This is a genomic window from Flavobacterium agrisoli (assembly GCF_016522065.1).
Taxonomy (GTDB): Bacteria; Bacteroidota; Bacteroidia; order Flavobacteriales; family Flavobacteriaceae; genus Flavobacterium; species Flavobacterium agrisoli.
The window spans coordinates 85,701-110,753 of record NZ_JAEHFV010000008.1 but is presented as its reverse complement, the minus strand read 5'-3'; the positions used below and the strand labels follow the sequence as shown (position 1 = coordinate 110,753).

Annotated in this window: 27 protein-coding genes; 22 read left to right on the top strand and 5 right to left on the bottom strand. The window is 34.6% G+C overall.

What is annotated here, in order from left to right:
- Positions 1-162: 162 nt before the first annotated feature.
- The 6 genes from I5M07_RS14995 (at position 163) to I5M07_RS14970 (ending at position 2,427) form a co-directional block, all read left to right on the top strand.
- The gene (locus tag I5M07_RS14995; protein WP_200107258.1) at positions 163-456 is read left to right on the top strand and encodes a type II toxin-antitoxin system HigB family toxin; all 294 of its coding nucleotides are present in this window, start codon (positions 163-165) and stop codon (positions 454-456) included.
- A 5-nt stretch (positions 457-461) separates the two neighbouring features.
- Positions 462-818, top strand: a complete 357-nt coding sequence (locus tag I5M07_RS14990) for a helix-turn-helix domain-containing protein (protein ID WP_200107257.1) — start codon at positions 462-464, stop codon at positions 816-818.
- Between the two features lie 189 nt (positions 819-1,007).
- Positions 1,008-1,307, top strand: coding sequence for a nucleotidyltransferase family protein (locus I5M07_RS14985; RefSeq protein ID WP_200107256.1), 300 nt, complete (start codon positions 1,008-1,010; stop codon positions 1,305-1,307).
- On the top strand, positions 1,300-1,653 hold the full coding sequence (locus I5M07_RS14980) for a HepT-like ribonuclease domain-containing protein (RefSeq protein ID WP_200107255.1): 354 nt from the start codon (positions 1,300-1,302) through the stop codon (positions 1,651-1,653). Before I5M07_RS14985 ends, I5M07_RS14980 begins: the two co-directional genes overlap by 8 nt.
- Positions 1,654-1,867: 214 nt before the next feature.
- Positions 1,868-2,113 carry an AbrB/MazE/SpoVT family DNA-binding domain-containing protein gene (locus tag I5M07_RS14975; RefSeq protein ID WP_200107254.1) on the top strand — a complete coding sequence of 82 codons (246 nt, stop codon included), beginning with the start codon at positions 1,868-1,870 and terminating at the stop codon, positions 2,111-2,113.
- Positions 2,104-2,427, top strand: coding sequence for a type II toxin-antitoxin system PemK/MazF family toxin (locus I5M07_RS14970; protein WP_200107253.1), 324 nt, complete (start codon positions 2,104-2,106; stop codon positions 2,425-2,427). The genes I5M07_RS14975 and I5M07_RS14970 overlap by 10 nt, the downstream gene beginning before the upstream one ends.
- Before the next feature lie 174 nt (positions 2,428-2,601).
- Here the strand turns inward: I5M07_RS14970 and I5M07_RS14965 are convergent, their stop codons facing one another.
- Positions 2,602-2,946, bottom strand: a complete 345-nt coding sequence (locus I5M07_RS14965) for a hypothetical protein (RefSeq protein WP_200107252.1) — start codon at positions 2,944-2,946, stop codon at positions 2,602-2,604.
- Between the two features lie 253 nt (positions 2,947-3,199).
- Here I5M07_RS14965 and I5M07_RS14960 point away from each other — a divergent pair, with 253 nt between their 5' ends.
- The 8 genes from I5M07_RS14960 to leuB all read left to right on the top strand — a co-directional run bounded on the left by I5M07_RS14960 (position 3,200) and on the right by leuB (position 12,338).
- Positions 3,200-3,832 (top strand): ribonuclease H1 domain-containing protein, encoded by a 633-nt coding sequence (locus I5M07_RS14960; protein WP_200107267.1) that lies wholly within the window; start codon positions 3,200-3,202, stop codon positions 3,830-3,832.
- A 291-nt stretch (positions 3,833-4,123) separates the two neighbouring features.
- Entirely contained in the window at positions 4,124-5,020 is an 897-nt protein-coding gene (locus I5M07_RS14955) for a hypothetical protein (protein WP_200107251.1), read from the top strand.
- A gap of 223 nt (positions 5,021-5,243) precedes the next feature.
- Positions 5,244-5,672 (top strand): DUF1801 domain-containing protein, encoded by a 429-nt coding sequence (locus tag I5M07_RS14950; RefSeq protein WP_200107250.1) that lies wholly within the window; start codon positions 5,244-5,246, stop codon positions 5,670-5,672.
- 1,252 nt (positions 5,673-6,924) lie between these two features.
- Positions 6,925-8,319, top strand: a complete 1,395-nt coding sequence (gene leuC / locus I5M07_RS14945; protein ID WP_200107249.1) for a 3-isopropylmalate dehydratase large subunit — start codon at positions 6,925-6,927, stop codon at positions 8,317-8,319.
- A 67-nt stretch (positions 8,320-8,386) separates the two neighbouring features.
- Entirely contained in the window at positions 8,387-8,740 is a 354-nt protein-coding gene (locus I5M07_RS14940; RefSeq protein ID WP_200107248.1) for a four helix bundle protein, read from the top strand.
- Between the two features lie 60 nt (positions 8,741-8,800).
- Positions 8,801-9,397, top strand: a complete 597-nt coding sequence (gene leuD, locus I5M07_RS14935; RefSeq protein WP_200107247.1) for a 3-isopropylmalate dehydratase small subunit — start codon at positions 8,801-8,803, stop codon at positions 9,395-9,397.
- Positions 9,398-9,596: 199 nt separating this feature from the next.
- Entirely contained in the window at positions 9,597-11,114 is a 1,518-nt protein-coding gene (locus tag I5M07_RS14930; RefSeq protein ID WP_233622081.1) for an alpha-isopropylmalate synthase regulatory domain-containing protein, read from the top strand.
- Positions 11,115-11,282: 168 nt separating this feature from the next.
- Entirely contained in the window at positions 11,283-12,338 is a 1,056-nt protein-coding gene (leuB, locus tag I5M07_RS14925) for a 3-isopropylmalate dehydrogenase (RefSeq protein WP_200107246.1), read from the top strand.
- A 277-nt stretch (positions 12,339-12,615) separates the two neighbouring features.
- Here leuB and I5M07_RS14920 read toward each other — a convergent pair whose 3' ends face one another.
- The 4 genes from I5M07_RS14920 to I5M07_RS14905 form a co-directional block, all read right to left on the bottom strand.
- A complete protein-coding gene (locus tag I5M07_RS14920) occupies positions 12,616-14,331 on the bottom strand; it encodes a tetratricopeptide repeat protein (protein ID WP_200107245.1) in 1,716 nt (571 codons plus the stop codon).
- A 122-nt stretch (positions 14,332-14,453) separates the two neighbouring features.
- Positions 14,454-15,800 carry a hypothetical protein gene (locus I5M07_RS14915; RefSeq protein WP_200107244.1) on the bottom strand — a complete coding sequence of 449 codons (1,347 nt, stop codon included), beginning with the start codon at positions 15,798-15,800 and terminating at the stop codon, positions 14,454-14,456.
- Entirely contained in the window at positions 15,787-17,508 is a 1,722-nt protein-coding gene (locus tag I5M07_RS14910; RefSeq protein WP_200107243.1) for an IPT/TIG domain-containing protein, read from the bottom strand. The genes I5M07_RS14915 and I5M07_RS14910 overlap by 14 nt, the downstream gene beginning before the upstream one ends.
- Positions 17,509-17,743: 235 nt before the next feature.
- Entirely contained in the window at positions 17,744-18,079 is a 336-nt protein-coding gene (locus tag I5M07_RS14905) for an RNA recognition motif domain-containing protein (RefSeq protein ID WP_200107242.1), read from the bottom strand.
- A 233-nt stretch (positions 18,080-18,312) separates the two neighbouring features.
- Between I5M07_RS14905 and I5M07_RS14900 the strand changes: the two genes are divergently transcribed.
- From I5M07_RS14900 to I5M07_RS14865, 8 genes are all read left to right on the top strand, one after another.
- Positions 18,313-18,873 (top strand): 30S ribosomal protein S16, encoded by a 561-nt coding sequence (locus I5M07_RS14900; protein ID WP_200107241.1) that lies wholly within the window; start codon positions 18,313-18,315, stop codon positions 18,871-18,873.
- Positions 18,874-18,887: 14 nt separating this feature from the next.
- A complete protein-coding gene (rimM, locus tag I5M07_RS14895) occupies positions 18,888-19,412 on the top strand; it encodes a ribosome maturation factor RimM (protein WP_200107240.1) in 525 nt (174 codons plus the stop codon).
- 43 nt (positions 19,413-19,455) lie between these two features.
- Positions 19,456-20,163 carry a tRNA1(Val) (adenine(37)-N6)-methyltransferase gene (locus tag I5M07_RS14890; RefSeq protein ID WP_200107239.1) on the top strand — a complete coding sequence of 236 codons (708 nt, stop codon included), beginning with the start codon at positions 19,456-19,458 and terminating at the stop codon, positions 20,161-20,163.
- Positions 20,164-20,254: 91 nt separating this feature from the next.
- Positions 20,255-21,433, top strand: coding sequence for an acyl-CoA dehydrogenase family protein (locus I5M07_RS14885; RefSeq protein WP_200107238.1), 1,179 nt, complete (start codon positions 20,255-20,257; stop codon positions 21,431-21,433).
- A 157-nt stretch (positions 21,434-21,590) separates the two neighbouring features.
- Complete coding sequence (locus I5M07_RS14880; RefSeq protein ID WP_200107237.1) at positions 21,591-22,373, top strand: DUF3050 domain-containing protein; 783 nt, start codon at positions 21,591-21,593, stop codon at positions 22,371-22,373.
- A gap of 124 nt (positions 22,374-22,497) precedes the next feature.
- Complete coding sequence (locus tag I5M07_RS14875) at positions 22,498-23,175, top strand: response regulator transcription factor (RefSeq protein ID WP_200107236.1); 678 nt, start codon at positions 22,498-22,500, stop codon at positions 23,173-23,175.
- Positions 23,172-24,452, top strand: coding sequence for a sensor histidine kinase (locus I5M07_RS14870; RefSeq protein ID WP_200107235.1), 1,281 nt, complete (start codon positions 23,172-23,174; stop codon positions 24,450-24,452). Before I5M07_RS14875 ends, I5M07_RS14870 begins: the two co-directional genes overlap by 4 nt.
- A gap of 109 nt (positions 24,453-24,561) precedes the next feature.
- The gene (locus I5M07_RS14865) at positions 24,562-25,011 is read left to right on the top strand and encodes a PepSY-like domain-containing protein (RefSeq protein ID WP_200107234.1); all 450 of its coding nucleotides are present in this window, start codon (positions 24,562-24,564) and stop codon (positions 25,009-25,011) included.
- Positions 25,012-25,053 lie beyond the last annotated feature (42 nt).

The window sequence follows — 25,053 nt, the reverse complement described above, 5'->3', positions numbered from 1 at the left end:
CGATTTTTATCCCTATGAGATAAATAAAAATCTATATTTGTTTTGCAGGCGGTGGCGTTTTTTCACAGTCTGACGTTGGCAGTCATACGCGCTCGCGACGAAAAAAGATAAAAATCCCGTTTTGGGAACTTTTTTTATTATCTTTGAAAAAAATTAATACATTTGAGAGTAGTAGCAAAAAAAATATTAAGAGATTTTTGGGAGATACATGGTGATTGTGAACAACAATTAAAATCATGGTTTCAAGAAGCAAGTACAGCTCAATGGAAAAATCCGAATGAAATAAAATTAGATTATCCTAGTGCTAGTATATTAAATGATAATAGAATAGTTTTCAATATTAAAGGAAATAATTATAGATTGATTGTTAAGATAACTTATGAATATCAAATGATTTGGATTCGATTTATTGGAACACATGCTGAATATGACAAGATTAATGCAAATGAAATTTAAATATTATGGAAATTAAACCTATAAAAACAGAAAGCGATTACAATAAAGCTTTACAAAGACTTGAAGTAATCTTTGATGCAAAAAATGGCTCTCCTGAAGGAGACGAACTTGAGGTGCTTGGTATTTTAATTGACAAATATGAAAATGAAAAATTTCCTATCAGTTTTCCAGATCCCATTGAAGCAATTAAATTTAGAATGGAGCAAATGGGTTATAATCAAAATGATTTAGCAAATATTGTAGGTTTGAAAAGTCGTGCAAGTGAGATTTTAAATCGAAAAAGAAAGCTTTCTTTGGAAATGATTAGACAATTACATGAAATGCTTCATATACCTACTGACGTTTTAATTCAGACGTATTAAAAGTACGAATGCCAACACACGTCTTGCGCCATTTGCGAATTTAGTGGAATTACCGTTTTTTAATCGTATTTTCGTTTAGCCGAAAATACTCGTCTTCGAAAGTCGCAAACGGCGCAAGGCGCGAGAACGTTGGCAGTAATCATTCGACGAATCTGGAATTTAGAAGATATTTTTGTTTAAATTTGTTGTATGGGAATTATCGATAAAAATATAGACAACTTAAAAAAGCTTTGTTTTATATACAATGTGGAAAAAATGTATCTGTTTGGTTCGTCTTTAAATTCAAGTTTCAACGAAAAAAGCGATGTTGATTTATTAGTTAAGTTTAAGCAAATTGAACTTTCAAAATATTTTGATAATTACATAGATTTCAAAGAAAAACTAGAGTCATTATTTGGTCGTGAAGTTGACCTACTTGAAGAACAGACTTTAAAAAATCCAATCTTAATTAAATCAATCGACAATTCAAAAGAATTAATTTATGGATGAAAGGATTCTTAAATGGTTGTTTGATGTAAAAATATCCATAGATGAAATAAACGAATTCTTCCATAATGAAGAAAGAGATTTTTTCAAATACAGAAACAACTTAATGCTAAAAAGAGCTGTCGAAAGAAATCTTGAAATTATTGGTGAAGCAATTAACCGAATAATTACTCGTGATGTTTCTTACATTGAGAAAATATCAAACGCAAAAGCTATTATCGGTCTCCGAAATCATGTAATTCATGCTTACGACAATATTTCTGACGAAAACATTTGGTCAATCTTAATAAACCATTTGCCGAAATTGAAAATAGAAATTGATATTTTAATCCAAAAGGAAGAAAAATAACTACTGCCAACACACGTCTTGCGCCATTTGCGAATTTAGTGGAATTATCGTTTTTTTAATCGTATTTTTGTTCTGCCGAAAATACTCGTCTTCGTAAGTCGCAAACGGCGCAAGGCGCGAGAACGTTAGCCGTAATGTTACCGAAAAAAAATGACGAAATATTTTGATGTTAATTCATAATGTGCTTACTTTGTAATAACTTAAAATAAAAGATATGGAAACTGCAATAATTCAAATAGGAAATTCAAAAGGTTTACGTTTAAGCAAAACTATATTAGAAAAGTATAATATTAAAGATAAGGTAGAAATTATACTTGAAATGGGACAAATCATTCTTAAACCAATCGAGGCTCCAAGAAAAAATTGGGAAACTGCTTTTGAAAAAATGAGCAAAGAAGGAGATGATAAAATGTTAATGAACGATGTATTTAACGATGAAAATTTCGAAGAATGGAATTAGTTCAATATTCTATAGTTTTAATAAACCTTGACCCAACTTTTGGAAGCGAGATTCAAAAAACTAGACCTTGTGTTATTGTTTCTCCAAATGAAATGAATAAATATTTGAACACCATCGTTATTTCTCCAATGACTTCAAGTTTAAAAGAATATCCAACCAGAATTCCAGTAAAACATAATGATAAAAAGGGAATGATAGCAATTGATCAAATTAGAACAGTTGATAAAAAAAGAATTATAAAAATACTTGGGAAATTGTCTAAAACTGAAATTAAACAAACGAAAGAAGTACTTAAAGAAACATTTGTTGATTAATAAAAAGTACTACCGCTAACACACGTCTTGCGCCATTTGCGAATTTAGTGGAATTACCGTTTTTTAATCGTATTTTCGTTCAGCCGAAAATACTCGTCTTCGTAAGTCGCAAACCGCGCAAGGCGCGAGAACGTTGGGCGACACTTTACGCAGAGTCAAGAATATAACGCAATTTTATAACCAAAAAATGTATAAAATTTTAGTATGAAAACAGCTTACAAAAGACTCAATCGAGAGCATTTTAGCGTCTAAGGAATCTGTTTTTTGATAGCGATGCTTATCACTTGTTTTAAGATCCGCTGGATTCACTACCAAAACGTGCCAACCCAAATTAAGAAAATAGCGCGCTGCAGAAAAACCACAACAGCCTGCTTCATAAACCAAAGCAACTTGGTAATTTGGAAAAGTATTCTCAACATACCGATACAGTTCCTCACAAACTGAAGGAATCGAAAAGGTTTTGTGAAAAAATAAATCCGTTTGAATAAAAACTTTCCAACTATTCTTGCATATGTCCAATGCAATGAATAACTTTAAAACGATCTGATTGTCACGCGATTGCATAATTTTGGTTTTTAGCACGCTCAAATTTATGCTTTTACATAGATACTTGTGACATTGGGGATTTAAAGATAAAATCACCTTTACATTTAGCAAAAAAAATTATCTTTAAGAGAAATAATCGATACCAAACTTCGCAACTTAGCCAAGTGCCAGAAGTTTATAAGTAACCAACCATAAGCGACCCATAACCAAAAAGACAAAACTGTAAATAGCAAAGAAAAAATACTATGTAGTTTGGATTGGACGACAAACAGGAATTTTCGAAACTTGGGAAGATTGCAACAAACAAATATTTGGTTTTCCTAAAGCACAATTTAAATCTTTCGCAACAAAAGAATTAGCTGAAAAGGCATTTAACAGTTCAAGTAAAGATTTTATTGGAAAAGACATTTTTGAAACGGTTTTAAATTCCGAACAATTAGCACTTATTGGAGAACCAATAAAAAATAGCATTGCTGTTGATGGCGCTTGGAATACAACAAGTGGAATTGTAGAATACCAAGGTATTCATACTGACACAGGCGAAATCATATTTCGAGTTGGACCATATGAAGACGGAACAAACAATATTGTCGAGTTTTTAGCAATAGTTCATGCATTAGCCTATTGCAAACAAAATAATTTGAAACTACCAATTTATTCTGATAGCAAAAGTGCTATTAGTTGGGTAAGAGCTAAACAAGCAAGAACTAATCACCAAAAAAGTGATAAAAACAATAAATTATTTGAACTTATTGACAGAGCCATTAAATGGCTCAATGAAAACAACTATGATAATGAGATCCTGAAATGGGAAACACGAGCATGGGGCGAAAATCCAGCAGATTTCGGAAGAAAATAATTCAGATATTTACACTAAAATATGGATTAAATTATGGAAGCAAACACAAAGATGGATTTAAGTACTCTAAATGACCCAAAAAGGACGCTGTTATTATCACAGCAAATGAATGGCAAATAAAAGAAACAACTATTTGACAAGGAAAAAGATTTGTACTTAATTTGCACTCCGAAGCTACTAAAGTTAACCATTCATTCTCGTTCTAAATAAATATAATTTTAAGAATCCAATTCCGTTTTATCCTTTCATCAGCATTCATACTATACAATGAAGACACAAAAAACATCCTTTATGAGGCACGAAGACAACCAAAATATATGGTTGTCTAAACAAAGCGAATTCCCTTTTAATTGTACTGATTACGGCATAGTACCGACCGTTCTGAACACCGAAGCTGAGGTCGGACAAGCCATGTTAGAAGAACTTTATAATACGGCTAAATCAAAAGAAGGCGATATAAATATTGCTCTTTTGGGTGGTAGAGGCGCTCAAGAATTACACCGTTTACTTGGAGAATTAGCCAAATCTAACGAAAACGATGCGCTACTGGCTCGACTAAATGTATTTACTCAGGATGCGCTTGCTCCTTTGAGTATGGATAATGGTTTTAGTTTTGTACGTGATTTTGAGCGTATTTTGGGTGATGCTTTTTTCAAAAAAGTAAAAAGTTTTACTCCTATGCAAACCGACACCCAAGATTTAGAGTCGGCCCTTGTTGCGTATTTGACAAAATTAGAAGAATTAGGTGGTTTGGATATCTTTTTTATTGGTCATGGTCCCGAAGCGAATCAAGCCTCACATTTAGCCTACATCAAACCGTTCTCTGGAGCGAAACCACAACATTTGGCTGGTATAATTCCTATCTCTAACAGTATTTTAGAGCATCATATTAGCAAATTTAAAGCAGGTGGTAGCTTAGTGAACACAAATGACGAAAACGAGTGTCGATCGGCAGCGTATATCCTTACTTTAGGACCTGCAGCGATTTTACAAGCAAAAAAAATAGTTCAATCGGTTGTCGATGCCGATTCTGCCCCCGCTAAAGTTCAAACCTACGCTAATGTGCTTAACACACAACTCAGCTCTAATAAAGATGAACTTTTACAGCAATTAAATACCAATCCAGGATTGTGGATAAGACTCCACCCCAACACCAAATCTTTTGTATTACCCAATTTAGGTGTGTAGCACATAAAAATTTTCAACCTTCACAACCATCTGAAACAAAAATTTCAGATGGTTGTGAAGATTTTACTAAAAACTAACCCATCATGATTTGATGGTATTCTGTCAACACCGCTCAACACCCATAATAACAAATTATTATTCAACACATTACAGTAAATTAAAAATTTTATTAACTTAAATTGTAATTTTTACTAACTCGTTTCACCTTAACATTTCAAACAAAATGACAAAGGATAAAACTGCGAATGGGAAAGAAAATATACAAACTTGGATTGATAGTTTAAAACCCGAACATTCCCTAATTGCCATCCGAGTTGATGGCCTTATTCGAACACATTACCCTGATATAATTTGCCATACCAAATGGCACAAACCTTCACAACCACTCGGAATTCCCTTTTACGGTTTACCTAACAAAGGATGGATGTTTGCCTTATGGTCTTTCAAAAATCATTTTAGCGTTGGTTTTATAGCAGGTACTCTTTTAAATCCAGAACCTGCTGTAACCAAGATGTCAGGTCCATGGAATAAAAACACAGAATACAAAGGCCGAAGAATTGATATAAAAGACCTATCTGACTGTAATGAAAGCCTATTAGATTCCTGGTTTATTCAGGCTAAGGATTTGCCCGGCTGGAGCAAAATAGAATAAAAATACGATAAAAATTTTGGTACAAATAGTCCTTATTATTACTATATTTATACAAATGAATCTTGTATGAAAGAAAAAAATGTATCCGAACTAACAAACCAAGAATTGTTATTGGAATCCAAAAAGAAGCACCTAAGTCCTTTCGTGAATGCTTTATTTATCGGCTTTTTATTTGGAATTATTTTTTACAGTGTAGTTAAAAACAGCTGGGGAATATTTACATTAATTCCGCTATTTTTTATTTACAAACTTCTACAAAATTCAAAACGAAAAAAAGAAGTGGCTGACTTATTAAAAAAACGAAATTTACAATAAGCACTTTTTTAAATGAAACGCTATCAAGTGTTTTTTTTAGTCTCACCCTATTTTTATGACTATTTGACATTCATAAATAAGTCTTTGTAGCCTGTATACAAAACGGGAACTTTTATTTTTACAAATATCATTTAACAACTACCTTCGGCAACAGTTATTCGCAGTACCACTTTACAAAAAAAAAGCAAAAGGAACACCTGGTTTAGAAGGAACTTTAAAATAATTATTGGATTGCGAATTAGGAATCCATCTATATAGAAGTCATTCCGGAATTGATGGGCAAAATTTAAACGGAAATCCTCAAAATCGATTCCGATAAGCCTTTTGCAAATCTGCTTTAGCCTAAACAATCTAATGCTTTATTTTAATATAGTTAAAATAAGGGATTAAAAACAGTAAACTTCATTCCACCCTCCTTTTCTATTTATAAAATTCAAACAAACAAAACCAAGTAGTTTATTTGTTAAAATACCCAAACAAAATCTAAATTATGGGTTTTGGATTTCGTATAATTCAATTAAATAAAAAGGTGTTTTAAACAAAATAAAACTGAAATTTTCAAGATTTAGAAAAGAAAAAGACAAAAAGAACGATTCTACTGAAACTTACAAATTATTACTTTTTAAAACGAAAATGTTATATTTTTTATCGAAAAACCCAATAATTTAAAGATAATAGCAATAAATTTGCCAAAATTTAAAAACCAACAGCATTTTATTACGGCTTTAATTTTTAGAAAAACAAACCTAGGCTTTACAATAAATGCATCTAGCCATGTAGGGTACTGCTTCAGTGTCAAGGAAAAAGAAGTGATGTTGAACATCGTATTATATAAAATAGTGCGATTTGTAATAATAGTAGTTTGTTTAATTTTGACAATCCATTATAGCATACAGTTCGCTGTATTTATAATATTTACAATTAAAAAAAAATAAAAATGAGTAAGACATTATTTGACAAAGTATGGGATTCACATGTTGTGCGTAAAATTGAAGATGGACCGGATGTGTTTTTTATTGATCGTCATTTCATTCACGAAGTTACTAGTCCTGTAGCATTTCTTGGTTTAAAAAGCAGAGGGGTTTCGGTATTATTTCCAGAAAGAACTTTTGCTACTGCAGACCACAATACACCAACAATTAACCAACATCTACCGGTTGAAGACCCATTATCTGCTAACCAATTAAAAGCGTTAGAAGACAATGCAAACGAATATGGCATTTCGCACTGGGGATTGGGTCATCAAAAAAACGGAATTGTACACGTAGTTGGTCCAGAAAACGGAATTACACTTCCGGGTGCTACTATTGTTTGTGGAGATTCGCACACTTCTACACACGGTGCTTTTGGTGCTATTGCTTTTGGTATTGGTACTTCTGAGGTGGAAATGGTATTGTCTACTCAATGCATCATGCAACCTAAACCAAAAAAAATGCGCATTAACGTGAACGGTACTTTGAGCAAAGGTGTCGGCCCAAAAGATGTTGCTTTATATATTATTTCTCAATTGACTACTTCTGGTGGAACCGGTTATTTTGTTGAATATGCTGGAAACGTTTTTGAAGAAATGTCTATGGAAGGTCGTATGACAGTATGTAACTTGAGTATCGAAATGGGTGCTCGTGGTGGAATGATTGCTCCCGATCAAAAAACATTTGACTTTTTAGAAGGAAGATTATACGCTCCTAAAGGTGAAGCATGGGATAAAGCCGTTGCTTACTGGAAAACCTTAAAAACCGATGCAGATGCTGTTTTTGATGCCGAATTGAACATCGATGCTGCCGACATTGAACCTATGATTACCTATGGTACTAACCCAGGAATGGGAATTGGCATCACCAAACATATTCCAAGCGCCAACCAAGTTGAAGGCGGTGAGGAAACCTATAAAAAATCGTTGGCTTACATGGGCTTTAGCGAAGATGACGTTATGATTGGAAAACCAATTGATTATGTATTCTTAGGAAGCTGCACCAACGGTCGTATTGAAGATTTTAGAGCTTTTGCTGAAATTGTAAAAGGTCGCAAAAAAGCCGATAATGTTACCGCTTGGTTAGTTCCGGGGTCTCACGTAGTAGAAGCTCAAATTAAAGAAGAAGGAATTTTAGATATTTTAACTGAAGCAGGGTTCGTATTGCGTCAGCCGGGATGTTCGGCATGTTTAGCCATGAACGATGATAAAGTTCCAGCTGGTAAATACGCAGTAAGTACTTCAAACCGAAACTTTGAAGGTCGTCAGGGTCCTGGTTCTAGAACTTTGTTAGCTTCTCCAATTATGGCAGCAGCAGCAGCTGTTACAGGTAAATTGACGGATCCGAGAGAATTGTTCTAGAAAGCCATGAGCTATCAGCTGTGAGCTATGAGCCCACTGCCGATAGCTGATAGCCAAAAGCCCAAAAATGAGAGATTTTAGAAAATATAACGTTTGGCAAGAAAGTCATTTGTTTACACTTGAAGTTTATCAGGTAACGAAAGAATTTCCAAAAGAAGAATTATTTGGATTAACAAGTCAATTGAGAAGAGCAACTTCTTCTATTCCAACAAATTTTGCTGAAGGTTGTGGCTCTAATTCCGAAAAAGAGTTTGAACGATATTTGAATATTGCAATTGCTTCCTGTTCAGAAGTAGAGTATCTATTGTTACTCACATCCGACTTGAAATATTTAGAAACTGAAATTCATCAAGTTTTAGAAAGTAAAATAATTCAAATTAGAAAGCAGATTTATCAATTAAAACTAAAATTAAATCAATAAAACTATTGCAGTTTTGCTCTAAGCCCAAAGCCCAAAGCTGACTGCCAAAAACAAAAAACAATGGCATACGATAAATTTAACATATTGACTAGTAGTGCAGTGCCACTACCTATTGAGAACGTAGATACCGATCAAATTATTCCGGCTCGTTTCTTAAAAGCTACCAAACGTGAAGGTTTTGGTGATAATTTATTCAGAGATTGGCGCTACAATGGAGATGATACTCCAAAGGCTGATTTCGTATTGAACAATCCAACTTATTCGGGGAAAATTTTAGTAGGCGGAAAGAACTTTGGTTCTGGATCTTCTCGTGAGCACGCTGCTTGGGCAGTGTATGATTACGGATTCCGTGCTGTAGTTTCGTCGTTTTTTGCTGATATTTTCAAAGGAAACTGTTTGAACATTGGTGTTTTACCCGTACAAATTAGCCCAGAATTCTTAGAAAACATCTTCAAAGCAATTGAGACCGATCCGAAAACCGAGTTGGAAATCAACCTTCCAGAACAAACCCTTACATTGTTAAGTACTGGCGAAAAAGAATCTTTCGACATCAACGGTTACAAAAAGAACAACATGATTAATGGTTTTGACGATATCGATTATTTACAAAACATGAAATCGGAAATTGTAGATTTCGCAGGAAAGCAAATTATTTAATTATCTAGAGGAAAGAATATAGATAAAAGAGTATAGACAATAGAATATTGACTAATAGGTCAATTTAATAACTCGTTTTACTTTTCAAATCTCTAACTTCTGACTATAATAATACTGGGTTTTGCAATTTTAGCTACTAAAATTGTAAAACCCATTGGCACTAAAACAAGTACCATCCCTTTTACGAAAAGTATACCAAATGAGAAAAATTGAAATAATGGATACCACACTCCGCGACGGTGAACAAACCTCGGGAGTTTCCTTTTCTGCTGCAGAAAAACTCACCATTGCCCAATTGTTGTTAGAAGAACTCAATGTTGACCGTATCGAGATTGCTTCCGCTCGTGTAAGCGAAGGCGAATTTCAAGGGGTAAAAGGCATTATGGCGTGGGCTGAAGAAAAAGGGTATACCAACCGAATTGAAGTTTTGACTTTTGTAGACAATGGCCTTTCGCTTGATTGGATGACGAAAACCGGTGCCCGCGTTCAAAATTTATTGACCAAAGGCTCCATTAATCACCTCACGCACCAACTTAAAAAAACACCCGAACAACATTTTAGCGATATTGCCAAAACCATTTCGTTAGCGCAAGAAAAAGGAATTGCGACCAATGTTTATTTGGAAGATTGGAGTAATGGTATGCGTAATTCACCCGAATATGTATTTCAATTCATTGATTTTTTAAGCACGCAAACTATCAAACGCATCTTACTTCCTGATACGTTAGGTGTTTTGATTCCTTCTTTGACTTTTGATTTTATATCGCAAATAAAAAGTCGCTACCCGCAATTGCATTTTGACTTTCATGCCCACAACGATTACGACTTGAGCGTAGCCAATGTGATGGAAGCACTTAAAGCAGGTGTAGACGGCATCCATTTAACCATTAACGGAATGGGAGAACGCGCTGGAAATGCTCCATTAGAAAGTACAGTTGCCGTCATTAACGATTACTTACCCGAGATTCATATTAATGTAAAAGAGACGGCGCTTTTTTCGGTTAGCAAATTAATTGAAACCTTTACCGGATATCGTATTCCGGCCAATAAACCTATCGTTGGCGACAATGTTTTTACACAAACTGCCGGTATTCATGCCGATGGTGACAACAAAAACAATTTATATTTTAACGATTTGCTCCCTGAACGATTTGGAAGAAAACGAAAATATGCTTTAGGTAAAACTTCGGGTAAAGCCAATATCGAAAAAAACCTTCAAGAATTGGGCTTGCAACTCAACCCAGAAGACTTAAAATTGGTAACCCAACGGATCATCGAATTGGGCGACAAAAAGCAAACGGTAACTAAAGAAGACTTGCCTTATATTATTTCCGATGTATTGGATAGCCAAACCTACCAAGATAAAATTACGGTGGTTTCGTATTTGTTATCCCACTCCAAAGGCATGCGACCTTCTACAACATTATGCCTGGATATGCAAGGAGAAGTAATTGAAGAACACGCTCAGGGTGATGGACAATTTGATGCTTTTATGAATGCCTTAACGAAGATTTACAAAAGCAAGAAATTAGCCTTACCTACGCTGATTGATTATGCGGTACGCATCCCGCCAGGCAGTAGTTCGGATGCATTATGCGAAACCATCATCACCTGGTTTTATAACGACAAAGAATTCAAAACCCGCGGATTGGATTCGGATCAAACAGTAGCTGCCATTATTGCTACTCAAAAAATGTTGAATGTAATCACAAATTAAAATATATAGATGCAAAGGAACAAAGCATCAAAGAGTCAAAGTAAAACTTTTGAAAATTTAGCTATTTCAGAAAAAATCCTTAAAAAAGATTTTAACCACAAAAAACTTTGAATCTTTGAATCTTTGCCACTATGAACCTAAAAAAATAATTAACATAATCTCAAAAATATGAAATTAAACATCGCACTTTTAGCTGGAGACGGAATTGGTCCAGAAGTAATTAATGAAGCCGTAAAAGTTTCGGATGCTGTTGCTAAAAAATTCAACCATGAAATAACTTGGACACCCGCTTTAACTGGAGCAGCTGCCATCGATGCTGTTGGAGAACCTTACCCAGATGCTACTCACGATATTTGTATGGCTGCTGATGCTGTTTTATTTGGTGCTATTGGTCACCCGAAATACGATAATGACCCAAGTGCACCGGTACGTCCTGAACAAGGTTTGTTAAAAATGCGTAAAAAATTAGGATTGTTTGCCAACGTACGTCCAACTTTTACCTTCCCTTCTTTATTAGACAAATCGCCTTTAAAAAGAGAAAGAATCGAAGGAACCGATTTAGTTTTCTTAAGAGAATTAACCGGAGGAATTTACTTTGGTGAAAAAGGTCGTAGAGATAACGGCGACACCGCTTTTGATAACTGTGTGTACACTCGCGAAGAAGTGCAACGTTTGGCAAAAAAAGGATTTGAATTAGCGATGACTCGTTCTAAAAAATTATGTTGTGTGGACAAAGCGAATGTATTGGAGACTTCACGTTTGTGGAGAGAAACGGTACAAGCTATGGAAAAAGACTATCCTGAAGTTGAAGTAAGCTACGAATTTGTTGATGCTGTTGCGATGCGTTTGGTACAATGGCCAAACTCTTACGACGTTTTAATCACTGAAAACTTATTTGGAGATATTTTAACCGATGAGGCTTCGGTAATTTCAGGTTCAATGGGATTGATGCCATCGGCTTCTATGGGATCCAAAATTGCACTTTTTGAACCTATTCACGGTTCCTACCCTCAAGCAACAGGATTAAACATTGCTAACCCAATGGCTACCATTTTATCTGCCGCAATGATGTTTGAAAATTTCGGACTGATGGAAGAAGGTAAAGCCATGAGAGATGCCGTAAATAAAGCTTTAGAAGCTGGAATTGTTACTGAAGATTTAGCTAACGGAGGTAAAGCATACGGAACTAAAGAAGTTGGTGACTGGTTGGCAGCAAACGTGTAATAGCTCTGGGCTGTCGGCTTTGAGCTTTGAGTTATCAGCTATCAGCTATCAGCTTTAAAAAATAATATAAAGTCCAAATTCCAAATTTATGGGATTTGGATTTTTTTTTTTGGAGAAGAAAGAAAATAGAGAAAATAATATAGAATATAGACAGAAACTAAAGACTGTAGGCAATAGGCTTTAAAATAGGATACTAAAAAAACACTTTCAACTACACTTTTTCAAGTCACAAAATTAACTCTAAAATTATTTTAGATTTCACCAAAGTGACTTCATTTCAAAATTGCAATTTGAAATCGGCATACTGCCAAGCTTTTTCAAAGTCAGCTTTTGCTTGGATAGCTTCAATTCTTTTATTTTGCTTTTCCAAAGATTGATACAAACCATAAAGCGCCCAGCCATTTTTTTTCCATTTTTTTAGATCTTCTTTAAAAATTATTTCGGCTTTGGCATATTGTTTTGATTGCCATAAAAAAGTCCCTAAATAGTACCGAACCGAGAAAAACCAATCAGGTGGTTCGTTATAATTCAGATTATCCTCTAATGCCACCGCTTTTGTGAGTAACTGAATGGTTTTATTAGGATTACCTTGTTCCCAATTGATGTTTGCTTGTGCAACTAAAGCAGCAATTTGAGCCAAATCGGCAGTAGTATTAATATCCCAAATAGTAATATTGGCTAAGGACGTATCTTTTGCTAAAAGCTGTACTCGGTTGTTTTCGTCCTTTGCCTTTTTCAAATCCTTTTTATGCAGATACGCCATAGCACGCGCATAATGCCACATCAACATCGGATAGGTTAATTTTTTTTGAGGAATAGGAAATTTCAAAATTGTATCCCACAATTGTAATTTTACAGCTGTATAATAAGGTATAGTATAATAATGTTGTAAGGTACTCCAACCCTCTTGATCCATAAGCGCCACAGCAGTATGCTTTTGCAATTGGAGCGCAGCTTTCCATGCCAATTTTGAATTTCCTTCTAGAGCTGCTGTAGCCACTAAAAAATGAATATTGTGCGGATAATAGGCCAGTGGATATATGCCTTGCGCATGACAAACTGTAGTGTACAAACTATCCGCCTTTATAGCCTTTATATTAGCTAGTGTTCCTAAGTGATAATCCCCAGTGTTAATATAAATATGAGAGGGCATGTGTACTAAATGTCCAGCTCCTTTCACTAAGGTATCTAATATTTTTGCACTTTTCAGGGCTTTTTCGGGGGATGCCGAAGCTTCTATTGCATGAATGTAAAAATGATGGATTCCGGGATGTATTAGATGTTTTTTCAACAACTCTTCTAAGAGTTTCGTGATTTCTAAAGTCCACTTTTTAGGTGCTTTTGAGTTTTTTTCATATAAATCCCACGGATGCAAATCCAGTAAAGACTCTGCATATAGTGCCCCAATATCAGGGTCGTCTGGAAACTGCCGGTATACGTTATCCATAGCTGTAGCATAGGCTTGATCTAATGACTGCCGGTTATCAGGAGGCGTTCTGGCATACCGCTGACTCAAGGCAAAAATTAAAGCTTTTTCTTTAGGAGAAACTTTATAAGCCAACTCTTTTGCTTTATTTACAGCTTGAAAGGCTCTTTGGAAATTATCCTTTTCCATTCCGCCATTGTAATTTGGCCCTAATACATAGGCATATCCCCAATATCCCATGGCACAAGTCGAATCTATTTTAGTGACTTCATGAAAAGACCGAGCCGCTTCGGCATGATTGAATCCATAAGCCAATAATAAACCTTGATTAAAATACTCTTGTGCCAAAGTATTATGCGTTGAAATTTTAAAATCTAAAACTTGCAGCCCTTTAAATAACGGAGCTTTTTTAGATGTGGTATACCAAATCGAGTCGGTAGTGGCGGGAGTATAGCAACTACTCGTTGCCATCACTGGTTTTAATACAACAGGTTGCTTAACTGCTTCGTTCTTTTTACAACTGAAACAACCAATAAGTAGGACCAAAATTCCGAATTGCCATTTCATATGAATCTACAATTTAGATTAATCAATCTTTTTTATCAAAAATTCAGGGCAATTATGAATCTAAGTTAATGAATTTCAAAAACTTAAAACATGATTCTCATAGTTTTATTTTTGAAAGAAAATCATTTTAAAATCTCAATCCCGCAACTTCCATTAAAATTAAAACCATATCCATACTCATAATTCCAGTATGAAATAGGATTATAAGCCCCAATCACCTTCAACCCCTCTTTGCTTAGAAGCGGAAAAAGAGGGTATAATTTAGTTGGAATTACTTCGATCAGGTCGTAGTTGGAATTAAATTTATGAATGCTTTTTTCCCCCTGTACAGTAGCGTAAATATTATCATCATCGTCGAATACACATTGAAAATAATGTTTCCCTGTACTATCAAACAACCGCTGCTCTTGTTTTAGAGTTTTAAAATTGAAAACACCTCCTTTAATAGAGGTTATCAGTTTAGTTTTATCTTTATTCCAAGATATTATATTAGGATCAACAGCATTATTGGTAAAATTTTCCCAATTGCTATTGTAGTGAGTTCCGTTGCAATTTTTTTGATCTGGACAATTTTCGGGTGTATAACTCCAAATATCTAATGAGTTCCCATTTTGGGTATAAAAGAAAAGTAATTTATTTTCTCCTAAGTAAGTTATATAGTCTGCATTTTTAATAATACCGGAATTAACCGAGTAACCCGTACTCCTATTATAAAAACACCAAACATCATTATCTAAATAATAAATACGACTTCCTGCCACCGCAAATGCTTTTAAATTATCTTCAATAGTTACTTGGTAGGTATTATTAATCTGATAGCTTTCGGTATCGATATTACGAATAATACCCTTGGCATCAGCCAAAAAAATAGTATTATGATCTAGTATTTGGAATTTAGTATTTAAAAGTGTTGCCGCTTCAAACCGTTTTGTTTTGGTTATTGTATTCAGATTGCTATTGTATTTTTGCAAAGAGCCCGATCCGTAACGAAACAAAATATGAAAAACATCTTGTTGTAATTGATCTTGTTCAACTTGAAAAGGTATTTGGTCAAAAATAACGATATCTCTTTTAAAACTTTGTGGTTCTGATTTTAGTTCGCCCCTTATAACATTTAGTTTCCCATTACTCTCATCTCGATAATTAATTTTAACAGTATAAATAACCTCTTTTTTATAAGGCACATCAAAATCTATAAAAGAAACTTCATTGGATGGAAGATTTGCAATTTTAACTTCTTGATAAAAATCAGATTCCGTATTTTTTTCTGCCCTATACAACTCCAAATCATCTATTATAATGGTTTTAGGTTTTGTTAATTGCCACTCTATTTTTACCTCATGATAAGAAGTTTCAAAATGAGTTACTTTAATTTCTAGCTCCTCTTTAGGTTGGTCATCGGTGCTACAACCCAATAGAGTAAAAATTAAAAAAACACTAATAATCAGTTTATTTTTAAAGTAATCCATCTAGAAATTCTTTTTTTAATTTTTGGGTATAGGTTGAATTTTGATAATAACTTGACCAACTATTTCTTATATAATAGACGTTATTATTTAAAGTAAAACAGTTGGAACTATATCCAAAAAGACTATCAATATTAACCGCTATTCCTTTCAGAGTAGTATAGTTATATAAAAAATTATATGAATTTTGACTTCTACCTATAATAGTATTTTTATATTCAAAATACTTTTCAAACGGATATACCGTAATATTTAAATTCGAATCAATTTTATAGGTTTTAAAATTAATCCCATAGGATATGTAAATATTACCGCCACTAAAGGTATAACTACATGAATTTCCCCCAGCACTGTCAATGCTCGCAAGTGGAAGGGCTGAAAATGCTGTTGAAGGAAGCACTGTCCAAACTTTGTCTGTTTTAGAATATTTATATTTTTGTTCTCTTACACTGACGTCCGTTTGTCTTGTATTTAAACCACTTAACAAATAAAGATCATCTTGATAAGCAAATAAAATTGGAGCCGCAATTTTATTACTTGGAAGAGTTAAATTCGTCTCTTTAAGCGTATTCATATTAACGCAAGATAACGAGTAGGTTTGGTTTTGTTGATCAAACTTATACAAGTATACCGTATCTACGCCATCATAAACAGCATTAGTGATATAACCCGTAAAAGTAAACCCCTGCAACTGTGTCCATTTTTCTGTACTTGGCGAAAACGAAATAAAAGAATAGTTTCGATTAAAAAAAAAGCCATTATTTTTAGATTCATATTGTAAAGCATACGCATTACCTTTATGCGTAAAAATACTATGTTCAATAGCGGAGTCCTCGATTTGGTCAACTAAAATAAAATCAGACAAAATGGGCAGATTACAATCGTAACTATCTATTAACCCTGCTGTTTTATAGGTAATGTTCGTAATTTTAAAATCGTTATAAGGCCCAGGTGGTACTGCTATTTGTAACTTATTATTATAAACCGAAAAAGGGCTTGGAATGCCATTAATAAACAGCTCTCCATAATTTGGATCGGGGTTGAAGTTTGTAGCTTCTATATTATAAACTGCTCCTAACCACAAAGCATCGTTATCAAAGCCTTTAATTATTGGTTTTTTTAGTTGTAAAGAAATGGGTGAAATACTTTGTTGAAGCTGGGCATTTACTTTTATCTCTAAAGTAGCATTAGTTATTTTTGTAGGTATTTTTACTTCAATTTTATTATAATCGGAACTAATAATAGTCGCTTTTTCATCGTTAACCAATACAGACAAAAAATCTTTATTGATGTCAAAATTTTCTCCATAAATAGTAAATACCTCATCAAAAGAAACTTCTTCATGGCTATATTTTGTAACAAGGGGTTTGTCTAAAAAGAAATTTTCGCTGAGTATCGTTTTGTTCTCATTTAAATCAATTACTTTTAAAATAGGATTACTTCTTTTAAGAGTCCTTGGTACAGTAACCTTTATTTCTTCATCTGAAACGTATTTAATAGGTGCCTCTTCTAAATCAAAAAAAACTTGTAATTTGCCAAATTCCACATCTTGAATATCTAAAGTAAGTTCCTGTCCCAACAGTCCCGTTTTTTGATAATCAATCACTGTAGGCGGCAAATAAATATCTTCTTCTGCACCATTACATTGAATCATAGCACATATACTAATAACCCAAAAAACTAACTCAAGTTTTTTAAGAAATTTCCTCATTGTGTTGTTCCTATTCACAAATTTTGCTTATTAAATTTCAAGGACTAAAGTATACTTTTAAATAAGTAATTTATCAAAAGAAAAATAAAAATCACAAAATTTTAAAAATCCGAATTAAAACACAACAAAACAATATATTTCCTATTGCAAAGCTATAATGTTTCAGAAAGTTATTTTTTACCAAAAAAAAACGGCTCCCAAAGGTAGCCGTTTGATTACTATTTAGAAAAAAATACTAATATCCTCCTCTGTTCCCGCCACGGTTGTTACCGTAACCACCGCGTGAATCTCCACCGCGATTGTTGTTGTAAGTTCTTCTTTCGCCTTCTGGTTTTGGCTCCGATTTATTTACAACGACAGCACGACCTTGAACAGTTGCACCGTTCAATTCGTCGATTGCTTTTTGAGCCTCACTATCATTTGGCATTTCAACAAAACCAAATCCTTTACTTCTTCCAGTAAATTTATCAGTGATAATTTTTACAGAATCTACTGTTCCGTAAGCCTCAAAAGACTCTCTTAAATCTGCTTCCTCAATACTGAATGGAAGGCTTCCAACAAAAATATTCATAAAATTTATTTATAATAATTGAGACAAATGTAGACTATTTATTTACCAATCTACTATACTTTAATTTATTTTATGTTTTTATTACCAATTGATACTCTTTTTCTTAAGTCAAACCGCCCTAAAAATCGACAAAATAATTAACATTAAAATAGATTCGATAATTCATAATTAAATTATATCTTTGCAGCCTTAATTAACAGAGGTCGTGTACCTCAAAATTTAATCATACGATTATGTCAGTAAAAATTAGATTACAAAGACACGGTAAAAAAGGAAAACCTTTTTACTGGGTAGTAGCGGCAGATGCTCGCTCAAAAAGAGATGGTAGATACTTAGAGAAAATCGGTACTTACAATCCAAACACCAATCCTGCAACTATCGATTTAAACTTAGATGCAGCGGTAAAATGGTTGCATAATGGTGCGCAACCAACTGATACTGCAAGAGCTATTCTTTCTTACAAAGGAGCTTTATTGAAACACCACCTAGATGGAGGAGTTCGCAAAGGTGCTTTGTCTCAAGAACAAGCTGATGCTAAATTAACAGCTTGGTTAGAAGCTAAAGCTGGAAAAGTAGATGCTAAAAAAGATGGTTTATCAAAAGCGCAAGCTGATGCTAGAGCTAAAGCTTTGAAAGCAGAACAAGAAGTAAACGCTAAACGTGTTGCTGCTGCTGCTCAAGCACAAGCTGATGCGGTTGCTGCGGCTGAAGCTGAAAATGCTACAGAAGAAGAAGCGGTTGCTGAAGTAGAAGCTCCTGCTGCTGAAGAAAACAACGAAGCTACTGAAGCTTAATTGATTGAAGCGATATGCGTAAAGAAGAGTGTTTCTATTTAGGTAAAATCGCTAAAAAATTCAGTTTTAAAGGGGAAGTTTTGATCTATTTAGATACAGATGAACCCGAGTTATACGAAAATCTGGAATCAGTGTTTGTTGAATACGACAAACACTTGGTTCCTTTTTTTATTGAAAATGCTTCCTTGCATAAAAACGATTTTTTACGAGTTCGTTTTGAAGACGTTGCCACCGAAGAAGCCGCCGAAAACTTATTAGGTTGCGCCATTTACCTTCCTTTATCTCAATTACCAAAACTTAGCGGTAATAAATTCTATTTTCACGAAGTCATTGATTTTGAAATTGAAGACCAACGTTTGGGTGTTTTCGGAAAAATTGTTGGCATTAACGACACTACTGCACAGCCTTTATTTGAGGTTTTAAACGGAGAAGTAGAACTATTAATTCCGATGATTGATCATTTTTTGATTAAAATTGACCGCGAAAACAAAAAGGTCATCATGAATTTACCCGAAGGATTAATCGATCTTTATTTATAAAGTATTAAGTATTAAGTATTAAGTATTAATACAATATTTCTATATGTTTTCATTTAAACGATTCACTATTCAGCAAGAGAAAACCGCCATGAAAGTGGGCACTGACGCCGTTTTATTAGGCGCTTGGACTCCTATTGACCACCATCCTTTTTCCGTTTTAGACATTGGTGCTGGCACAGGAATATTGGCTTTGATGATTGCCCAACGCAGTGCTGCCGAACAAATTGATGCTTTAGAAATTGATGAAAATGCGTATGAGCAAGCTGTAGAAAATTTTGAAAATTCCCCTTGGAGCGATCGTTTATTTTGTTTCCATGCGGGTTTAGATGAATTTATTGAAGAACCAGAAGAGCAATATGACTTAATTGTATCCAATCCGCCTTTTTATGCTGAAGATTACAAAACAGAAAGCCAACAACGTGATTTAGCTCGTTTTCAAGACGCGATGCCTTTTGAAGAATTGGTCGAAGCTACTGATTTATTACTTTCAGAAAATGGTGTGTTTGCTGTTATCATTCCGTTTAAAGAAGAGTCCAAATTCATCGCTTTGGCTCAAGAAGTTGACTTATTTCCAATAAAAATTACCCGAGTAAAAGGCACCGCAAAATCCCCAATCAAACGCAGTTTACTGGCTTTTAGTCGGAGTCAATCTTTGCAACCCGAAATCGACGAATTAGTAATCGAAATAGAAAGACACGTTTACACCCCGGATTACAAAGCCTTAACTCAAGATTTTTATCTTAAAATGTAAGCTAATTCATTTTACAAAATCATTTCTGTAACAGAAACCTTCTTGTTTGTTGTATTAATTCTATAATTTTACCACTACAAAACAACAGAACATGAAGCCGGATTTATTTCAATCGCCCGATTACTACCACGTAGATGATTTACTCAACGAAGAACACCTTTTGGTACGTGATGCGGCTCGGAAATGGGTAAAAAAAGAAGTTAGTCCCATCATAGAAGATTATGCTCAAAAAGCCACTTTCCCGAAACAACTCATAGCAGGTTTGGGAAGCATAGGCGCTTTTGGCCCTTATATCCCACAAGAATACGGCGGTGCTGGACTTGATCAAATTTCGTATGGTTTACTTATGCAAGAAATTGAACGTGGCGACTCAGGCATTCGTTCAACGGCTTCGGTACAATCGTCGTTGGTGATGTATCCCATTTGGAAATACGGTAATGAAGCCCAAAGGCAGAAGTATTTACCAAAATTAGCTACAGGTGAATGGATGGGTTGTTTTGGTCTTACCGAACCCAATCATGGCTCAGACCCCGGAAGTATGTTAACCAATTTTAAAGATGTCGGAACACATTATATTTTGAATGGGGCTAAAATGTGGATTTCAAATGCTCCATTTGCCGATATTGCTGTAGTGTGGGCTAAGGATGAAGCGGGCAGAATTCATGGTTTAATCGTTGAACGAGGCATGGTGGGTTTTACTACTCCAGAAACCCATCACAAATGGTCGTTACGCGCTTCGGCTACGGGCGAGTTGTTATTTGACAATGTAAAAGTTCCGAAAGAAAATCTATTACCTAACAAATCAGGATTAGGCGCAGCGCTCGGCTGCTTGGATTCGGCTCGGTATGGAATAGCTTGGGGCGCTATAGGAGCCGCCATGGACTGCTACGATACTGCTTTGCGTTATGCCAAAGAGCGCATTCAGTTTGAAAAACCCATTGCAGCAACCCAATTGCAGCAAAAAAAACTCGCTGAAATGATTACCGAAATCACCAAAGCCCAATTACTAACTTGGCGATTGGGTGTTTTAAAAAACGAGAATAAGGCCACTAGCGCCCAAATTTCGATGGCCAAACGAAATAATGTTGCCATGGCGTTAGAAATTGCTAGAGAAGCCCGACAAATTTTAGGCGGAATGGGTATTTCTGGCGAATATTCCATCATGCGCCACATGATGAATTTAGAAAGTGTTATCACGTACGAAGGAACCCATGACATCCATTTGTTGATTACCGGAATGGACATTACGGGTATTTCGGCTTTTAAATAGTGAAGAATAAAAAAAGTAAAAATGAAGAGCGGAGGCATTTTCAGATTTCATATCGCTACACCCAAACCATCTAAATAAGGCGTTAAAGTAATTATAAAATAAAACCTAGCGTATTTTTTATAAAGTTGCTTTTTTATATTTACAAAAAATACCACCTATGACTATTGAAACTATCAACCATAGCATTCAACCTCAAAAAGAATTATTACTACAACATCCTTTATACGCCAAAATACAAACGGTCGAAAATTTACATTGTTTTTTAGAAAACCACGTTTTTGCTGTATGGGATTTCATGTCGTTACTCAAAGGATTGCAAGGTCGACTCACCTGTACCACTACCCCTTGGATGGCTTCAGAACACCCAGAAACTCGTTACTTAATTAACGAAATTGTTTTGGCCGAAGAAAGCGATTTATGCCAAGACGGAACCCATTTAAGTCATTACGAAATGTACCTAGATGCCATGAAAGCCTGCGGTGCCAACACCACGGGTATATTACAATTTCTATCCGAAGTACAGTCGCTACACAATATTTTTGTTGCCATCAAACAGAGTAATTTACATCCTAATATTAAAGCTTTTTTAGATTTTACTTTTAGGGTAATTGAAGAAGGCAAAACACATGAAATTGCCGCCGCTTTTACTTTTGGTAGAGAAGATTTGATTCCGAGTATGTTTACCAACATTCTTAAAAACATTCAAATGCATTTCCCTGAAAGCAATTTGGAAAAATTACTTTATTATTTTGAAAGACATATTGAATTGGATGCCGATGAACACGGCCCGATGGCAATGCAAATGATTACCGAATTGTGTCAAGACGACGAAACCAAATGGAACGAGGTACAAGAAATTTCAATTATGGCTTTGGAAAAAAGAATTGGACTTTGGAATGCCATTGAAGAAGCAATCGAAATGCAGGCAGAAATGGCTTAATATTGGTACTGGGATTTCTGTTAAAGGGTATCAAAAATGATTATTTAATTCTTTAGAAAATCAATTTCGTATCTAAAAAAATCATTCCCAGATCTTTCCCAATTTTAAAACTTACTTTGTCAGTATGAAAATTTTGGTAATTGAAGACGAAAAAGAACTACAACAAAACATTGTCGATTCGCTTACAAAAGAACATTTTGTAATTGAAACGGCATCGGATTTTCGTACTGCCAGCGAAAAACTCGATTTGTACCAATATGATTGTATTTTGCTCGATATTATGTTACCACAAGGAAACGGTTTAACCCTTTTAGAAGAACTCAAAAAACAAGGAAAAGCAGGAAATGTCATTATCATTTCAGCCAAAGATTCGCTCGACGACAAATTAAAAGGACTCGAATTGGGTGCCGATGATTATCTCACCAAACCGTTTCATCTTGCAGAACTCACCGCACGAGTAAAAGCCGTTTTGCGGCGCAACTTGTTAGATGGGAAAAACACATTAGAAATAAGCAATTTGATTTTGGATTTGAACGAACGCACTTTGTTGATTAACAACGAAAACGTGCCCTTAAACCGAAAAGAATTTGCTATCTTAAAATATTTTTTACTCAACCAAAACCGATTGGTTACCAAAACCGCTCTAGCCGAACACGTTTGGGGCGACCACATCGACCAATCGGACAATTTTGATTTCATCTATTATCAAATCAAAAACCTTCGTAAAAAATTACAATTAGCCGCTGCAGCCCTTGAAATAGAAGCTATTTACGGTATTGGATACAAGTTAGTCGCCACATGAAATTAGCAAACAAATCACTCCTGTACCTCTCTGTTTCACTTTTTGTGATTATCGGATTGTGGTCGGTGGTTTTCTATTTCAACATTCAGTATGAAATCAAAGAAAGTGTCGATGAAGGTTTAGAAAATTACAAACGACAAATTATTTATCGAGCAGAAAAAGACCCTAGTATTTTGGATAAAACCAACTTTGAAGAAGGTTTTTTTGCCTTTAAACCCCTTTCCGCCAAAGAAGCCTTGCATTTTAAAGATCGCTATTTGGATACTTTTATGTATATGCAAGATGCCGATGACACCGAATTGGAACTAGAACCCGTTCGAATGCTAACTACGGCTTTTGAAAGTAACGGTCGGTTTTATCAATTAAAAATCATCAATTCGATGGTAGAAGAAGATGATTTGGTAGGTGAACTCCTCGAAGAAGCCCTTGCTTTGTATTTTATTTTGATGGCAAGTATAATCCTTATTAACAATGTAGTTTTGCAACGAGTATGGAAGCCATTTTATTCCTTTCTTCATCAACTCAAAAAATACCGAATTGGTCATACCGAAGAATTTCCAACAGTAAACACCCACACCAAAGAATTTGTTGCTTTACAAAAAGCGGTTCATACTCTATTGGAGCAAAATAACAAAACCTACGAACAGCAAAAAAAGTTTATCGGAAATGCATCGCATGAGTTGCAAACACCGTTGGCGATTATGACTAACAAACTAGAATTATTATTAGAAAATAGTTCTTTACAACCAAATCAAGCAGAAAGCATTGCCGAGATTATGCAGCTGGTGGATCGTTTGGTTCGTTTAAACAAATCGTTATTATTGCTAAGTAAGATTGAAAACAAACAATTTTTAAACAATCAAACGGTTTCCGTAAACGAAATAGTACGCCAAAACCTATCTGATTTAGAAGAATTGGCTGAGTATAAAAACATTACTATTTCGGTCATCGAAAATACTGAACTCACCTTTTTTATGGATCATGCCATGGCCAATATTATTATAGGCAATTTGATTCGGAATGCCCTTTTTCATAATGTTACAAACGGAAACATCTCCATTACACTTTATGAAAATCAATTGGAAATTCGAAATTCTGGCAAGCCCGAAGCCCTTTTATCCGAAAAAATATTTTCTCGTTTTTATAAATCCGAGCCCAATTCTGCTGGCATCGGACTTGGACTGGCCATCATAAAAGCCATTTGCGAGTTGTACGCTATTTCGATTGAGTATCATTTTGAAAAACAGCAACATCTTTTTCGATTGCGTTTTAAGTAAGACTTTTTCAATACACTTTTAGAAAAATATTTTCTTTTGGGAATTGTATTCCCAAGTCTTTCCAGATTACCCCATTTATTTTGTTGTATAATTTTAAAAAAACAACAAAATGAAACGACTTATTTTACTTAGCGCTTTGTCGCTGTATTTTTTATCTAACGCTTTATATGCACAAGATGTACCACAAAGTCAAGTTCCTTCGGTGGTGGTTAACGTATTTCAACAAAATTTTCAAAAAGCATATGATATCGAATGGGAAATGGATGGCGACCGTTATAAAATAGCATTTGAAACCGGTATTTTAGGAAACGATCACGAGGCTTGGTATACTTCAACCGGTAAATTAGTCAAACACGTTGAAGAAATTTCAAAAAGTGATTTACCAGCTTCGGTTTTAAAAAACATCCAAACCACATATAACGGCTACCAAATAGATGATATTGAAAAAATCACAGAAGGTCTTACTGTTACGTATAAGATGGAACTTGAAAGTTTTACTCAAGACTGGAAAATAGTATGTAATTCTAATGGAAAAACCATTCGTAAAATAGCCGATTAAATTGAAAAAAACATTCATCATACTGTTTATTTTGTGGTTTCC

Coding starts and splice junctions, on each gene's coding strand:
- I5M07_RS14990 (WP_200107257.1), top strand. CDS start 462: ATGGAAATTAAACCTATAAAAACAGAAAGCGATTACAATAAAGCTTTA.
- I5M07_RS14985 (WP_200107256.1), top strand. CDS start 1,008: ATGGGAATTATCGATAAAAATATAGACAACTTAAAAAAGCTTTGTTTT.
- I5M07_RS14980 (WP_200107255.1), top strand. CDS start 1,300: ATGGATGAAAGGATTCTTAAATGGTTGTTTGATGTAAAAATATCCATA.
- I5M07_RS14975 (WP_200107254.1), top strand. CDS start 1,868: ATGGAAACTGCAATAATTCAAATAGGAAATTCAAAAGGTTTACGTTTA.
- I5M07_RS14970 (WP_200107253.1), top strand. CDS start 2,104: ATGGAATTAGTTCAATATTCTATAGTTTTAATAAACCTTGACCCAACT.
- I5M07_RS14955 (WP_200107251.1), top strand. CDS start 4,124: ATGAGGCACGAAGACAACCAAAATATATGGTTGTCTAAACAAAGCGAA.
- I5M07_RS14950 (WP_200107250.1), top strand. CDS start 5,244: ATGACAAAGGATAAAACTGCGAATGGGAAAGAAAATATACAAACTTGG.
- leuC (WP_200107249.1), top strand. CDS start 6,925: ATGAGTAAGACATTATTTGACAAAGTATGGGATTCACATGTTGTGCGT.
- I5M07_RS14940 (WP_200107248.1), top strand. CDS start 8,387: ATGAGAGATTTTAGAAAATATAACGTTTGGCAAGAAAGTCATTTGTTT.
- leuD (WP_200107247.1), top strand. CDS start 8,801: ATGGCATACGATAAATTTAACATATTGACTAGTAGTGCAGTGCCACTA.
- I5M07_RS14930 (WP_233622081.1), top strand. CDS start 9,597: ATGAGAAAAATTGAAATAATGGATACCACACTCCGCGACGGTGAACAA.
- leuB (WP_200107246.1), top strand. CDS start 11,283: ATGAAATTAAACATCGCACTTTTAGCTGGAGACGGAATTGGTCCAGAA.
- I5M07_RS14920 (WP_200107245.1), bottom strand. CDS start 14,331: ATGAAATGGCAATTCGGAATTTTGGTCCTACTTATTGGTTGTTTCAGT.
- I5M07_RS14915 (WP_200107244.1), bottom strand. CDS start 15,800: ATGGATTACTTTAAAAATAAACTGATTATTAGTGTTTTTTTAATTTTT.
- I5M07_RS14910 (WP_200107243.1), bottom strand. CDS start 17,508: ATGAGGAAATTTCTTAAAAAACTTGAGTTAGTTTTTTGGGTTATTAGT.
- I5M07_RS14905 (WP_200107242.1), bottom strand. CDS start 18,079: ATGAATATTTTTGTTGGAAGCCTTCCATTCAGTATTGAGGAAGCAGAT.
- I5M07_RS14900 (WP_200107241.1), top strand. CDS start 18,313: ATGTCAGTAAAAATTAGATTACAAAGACACGGTAAAAAAGGAAAACCT.
- rimM (WP_200107240.1), top strand. CDS start 18,888: ATGCGTAAAGAAGAGTGTTTCTATTTAGGTAAAATCGCTAAAAAATTC.
- I5M07_RS14890 (WP_200107239.1), top strand. CDS start 19,456: ATGTTTTCATTTAAACGATTCACTATTCAGCAAGAGAAAACCGCCATG.
- I5M07_RS14885 (WP_200107238.1), top strand. CDS start 20,255: ATGAAGCCGGATTTATTTCAATCGCCCGATTACTACCACGTAGATGAT.
- I5M07_RS14880 (WP_200107237.1), top strand. CDS start 21,591: ATGACTATTGAAACTATCAACCATAGCATTCAACCTCAAAAAGAATTA.
- I5M07_RS14875 (WP_200107236.1), top strand. CDS start 22,498: ATGAAAATTTTGGTAATTGAAGACGAAAAAGAACTACAACAAAACATT.
- I5M07_RS14870 (WP_200107235.1), top strand. CDS start 23,172: ATGAAATTAGCAAACAAATCACTCCTGTACCTCTCTGTTTCACTTTTT.
- I5M07_RS14865 (WP_200107234.1), top strand. CDS start 24,562: ATGAAACGACTTATTTTACTTAGCGCTTTGTCGCTGTATTTTTTATCT.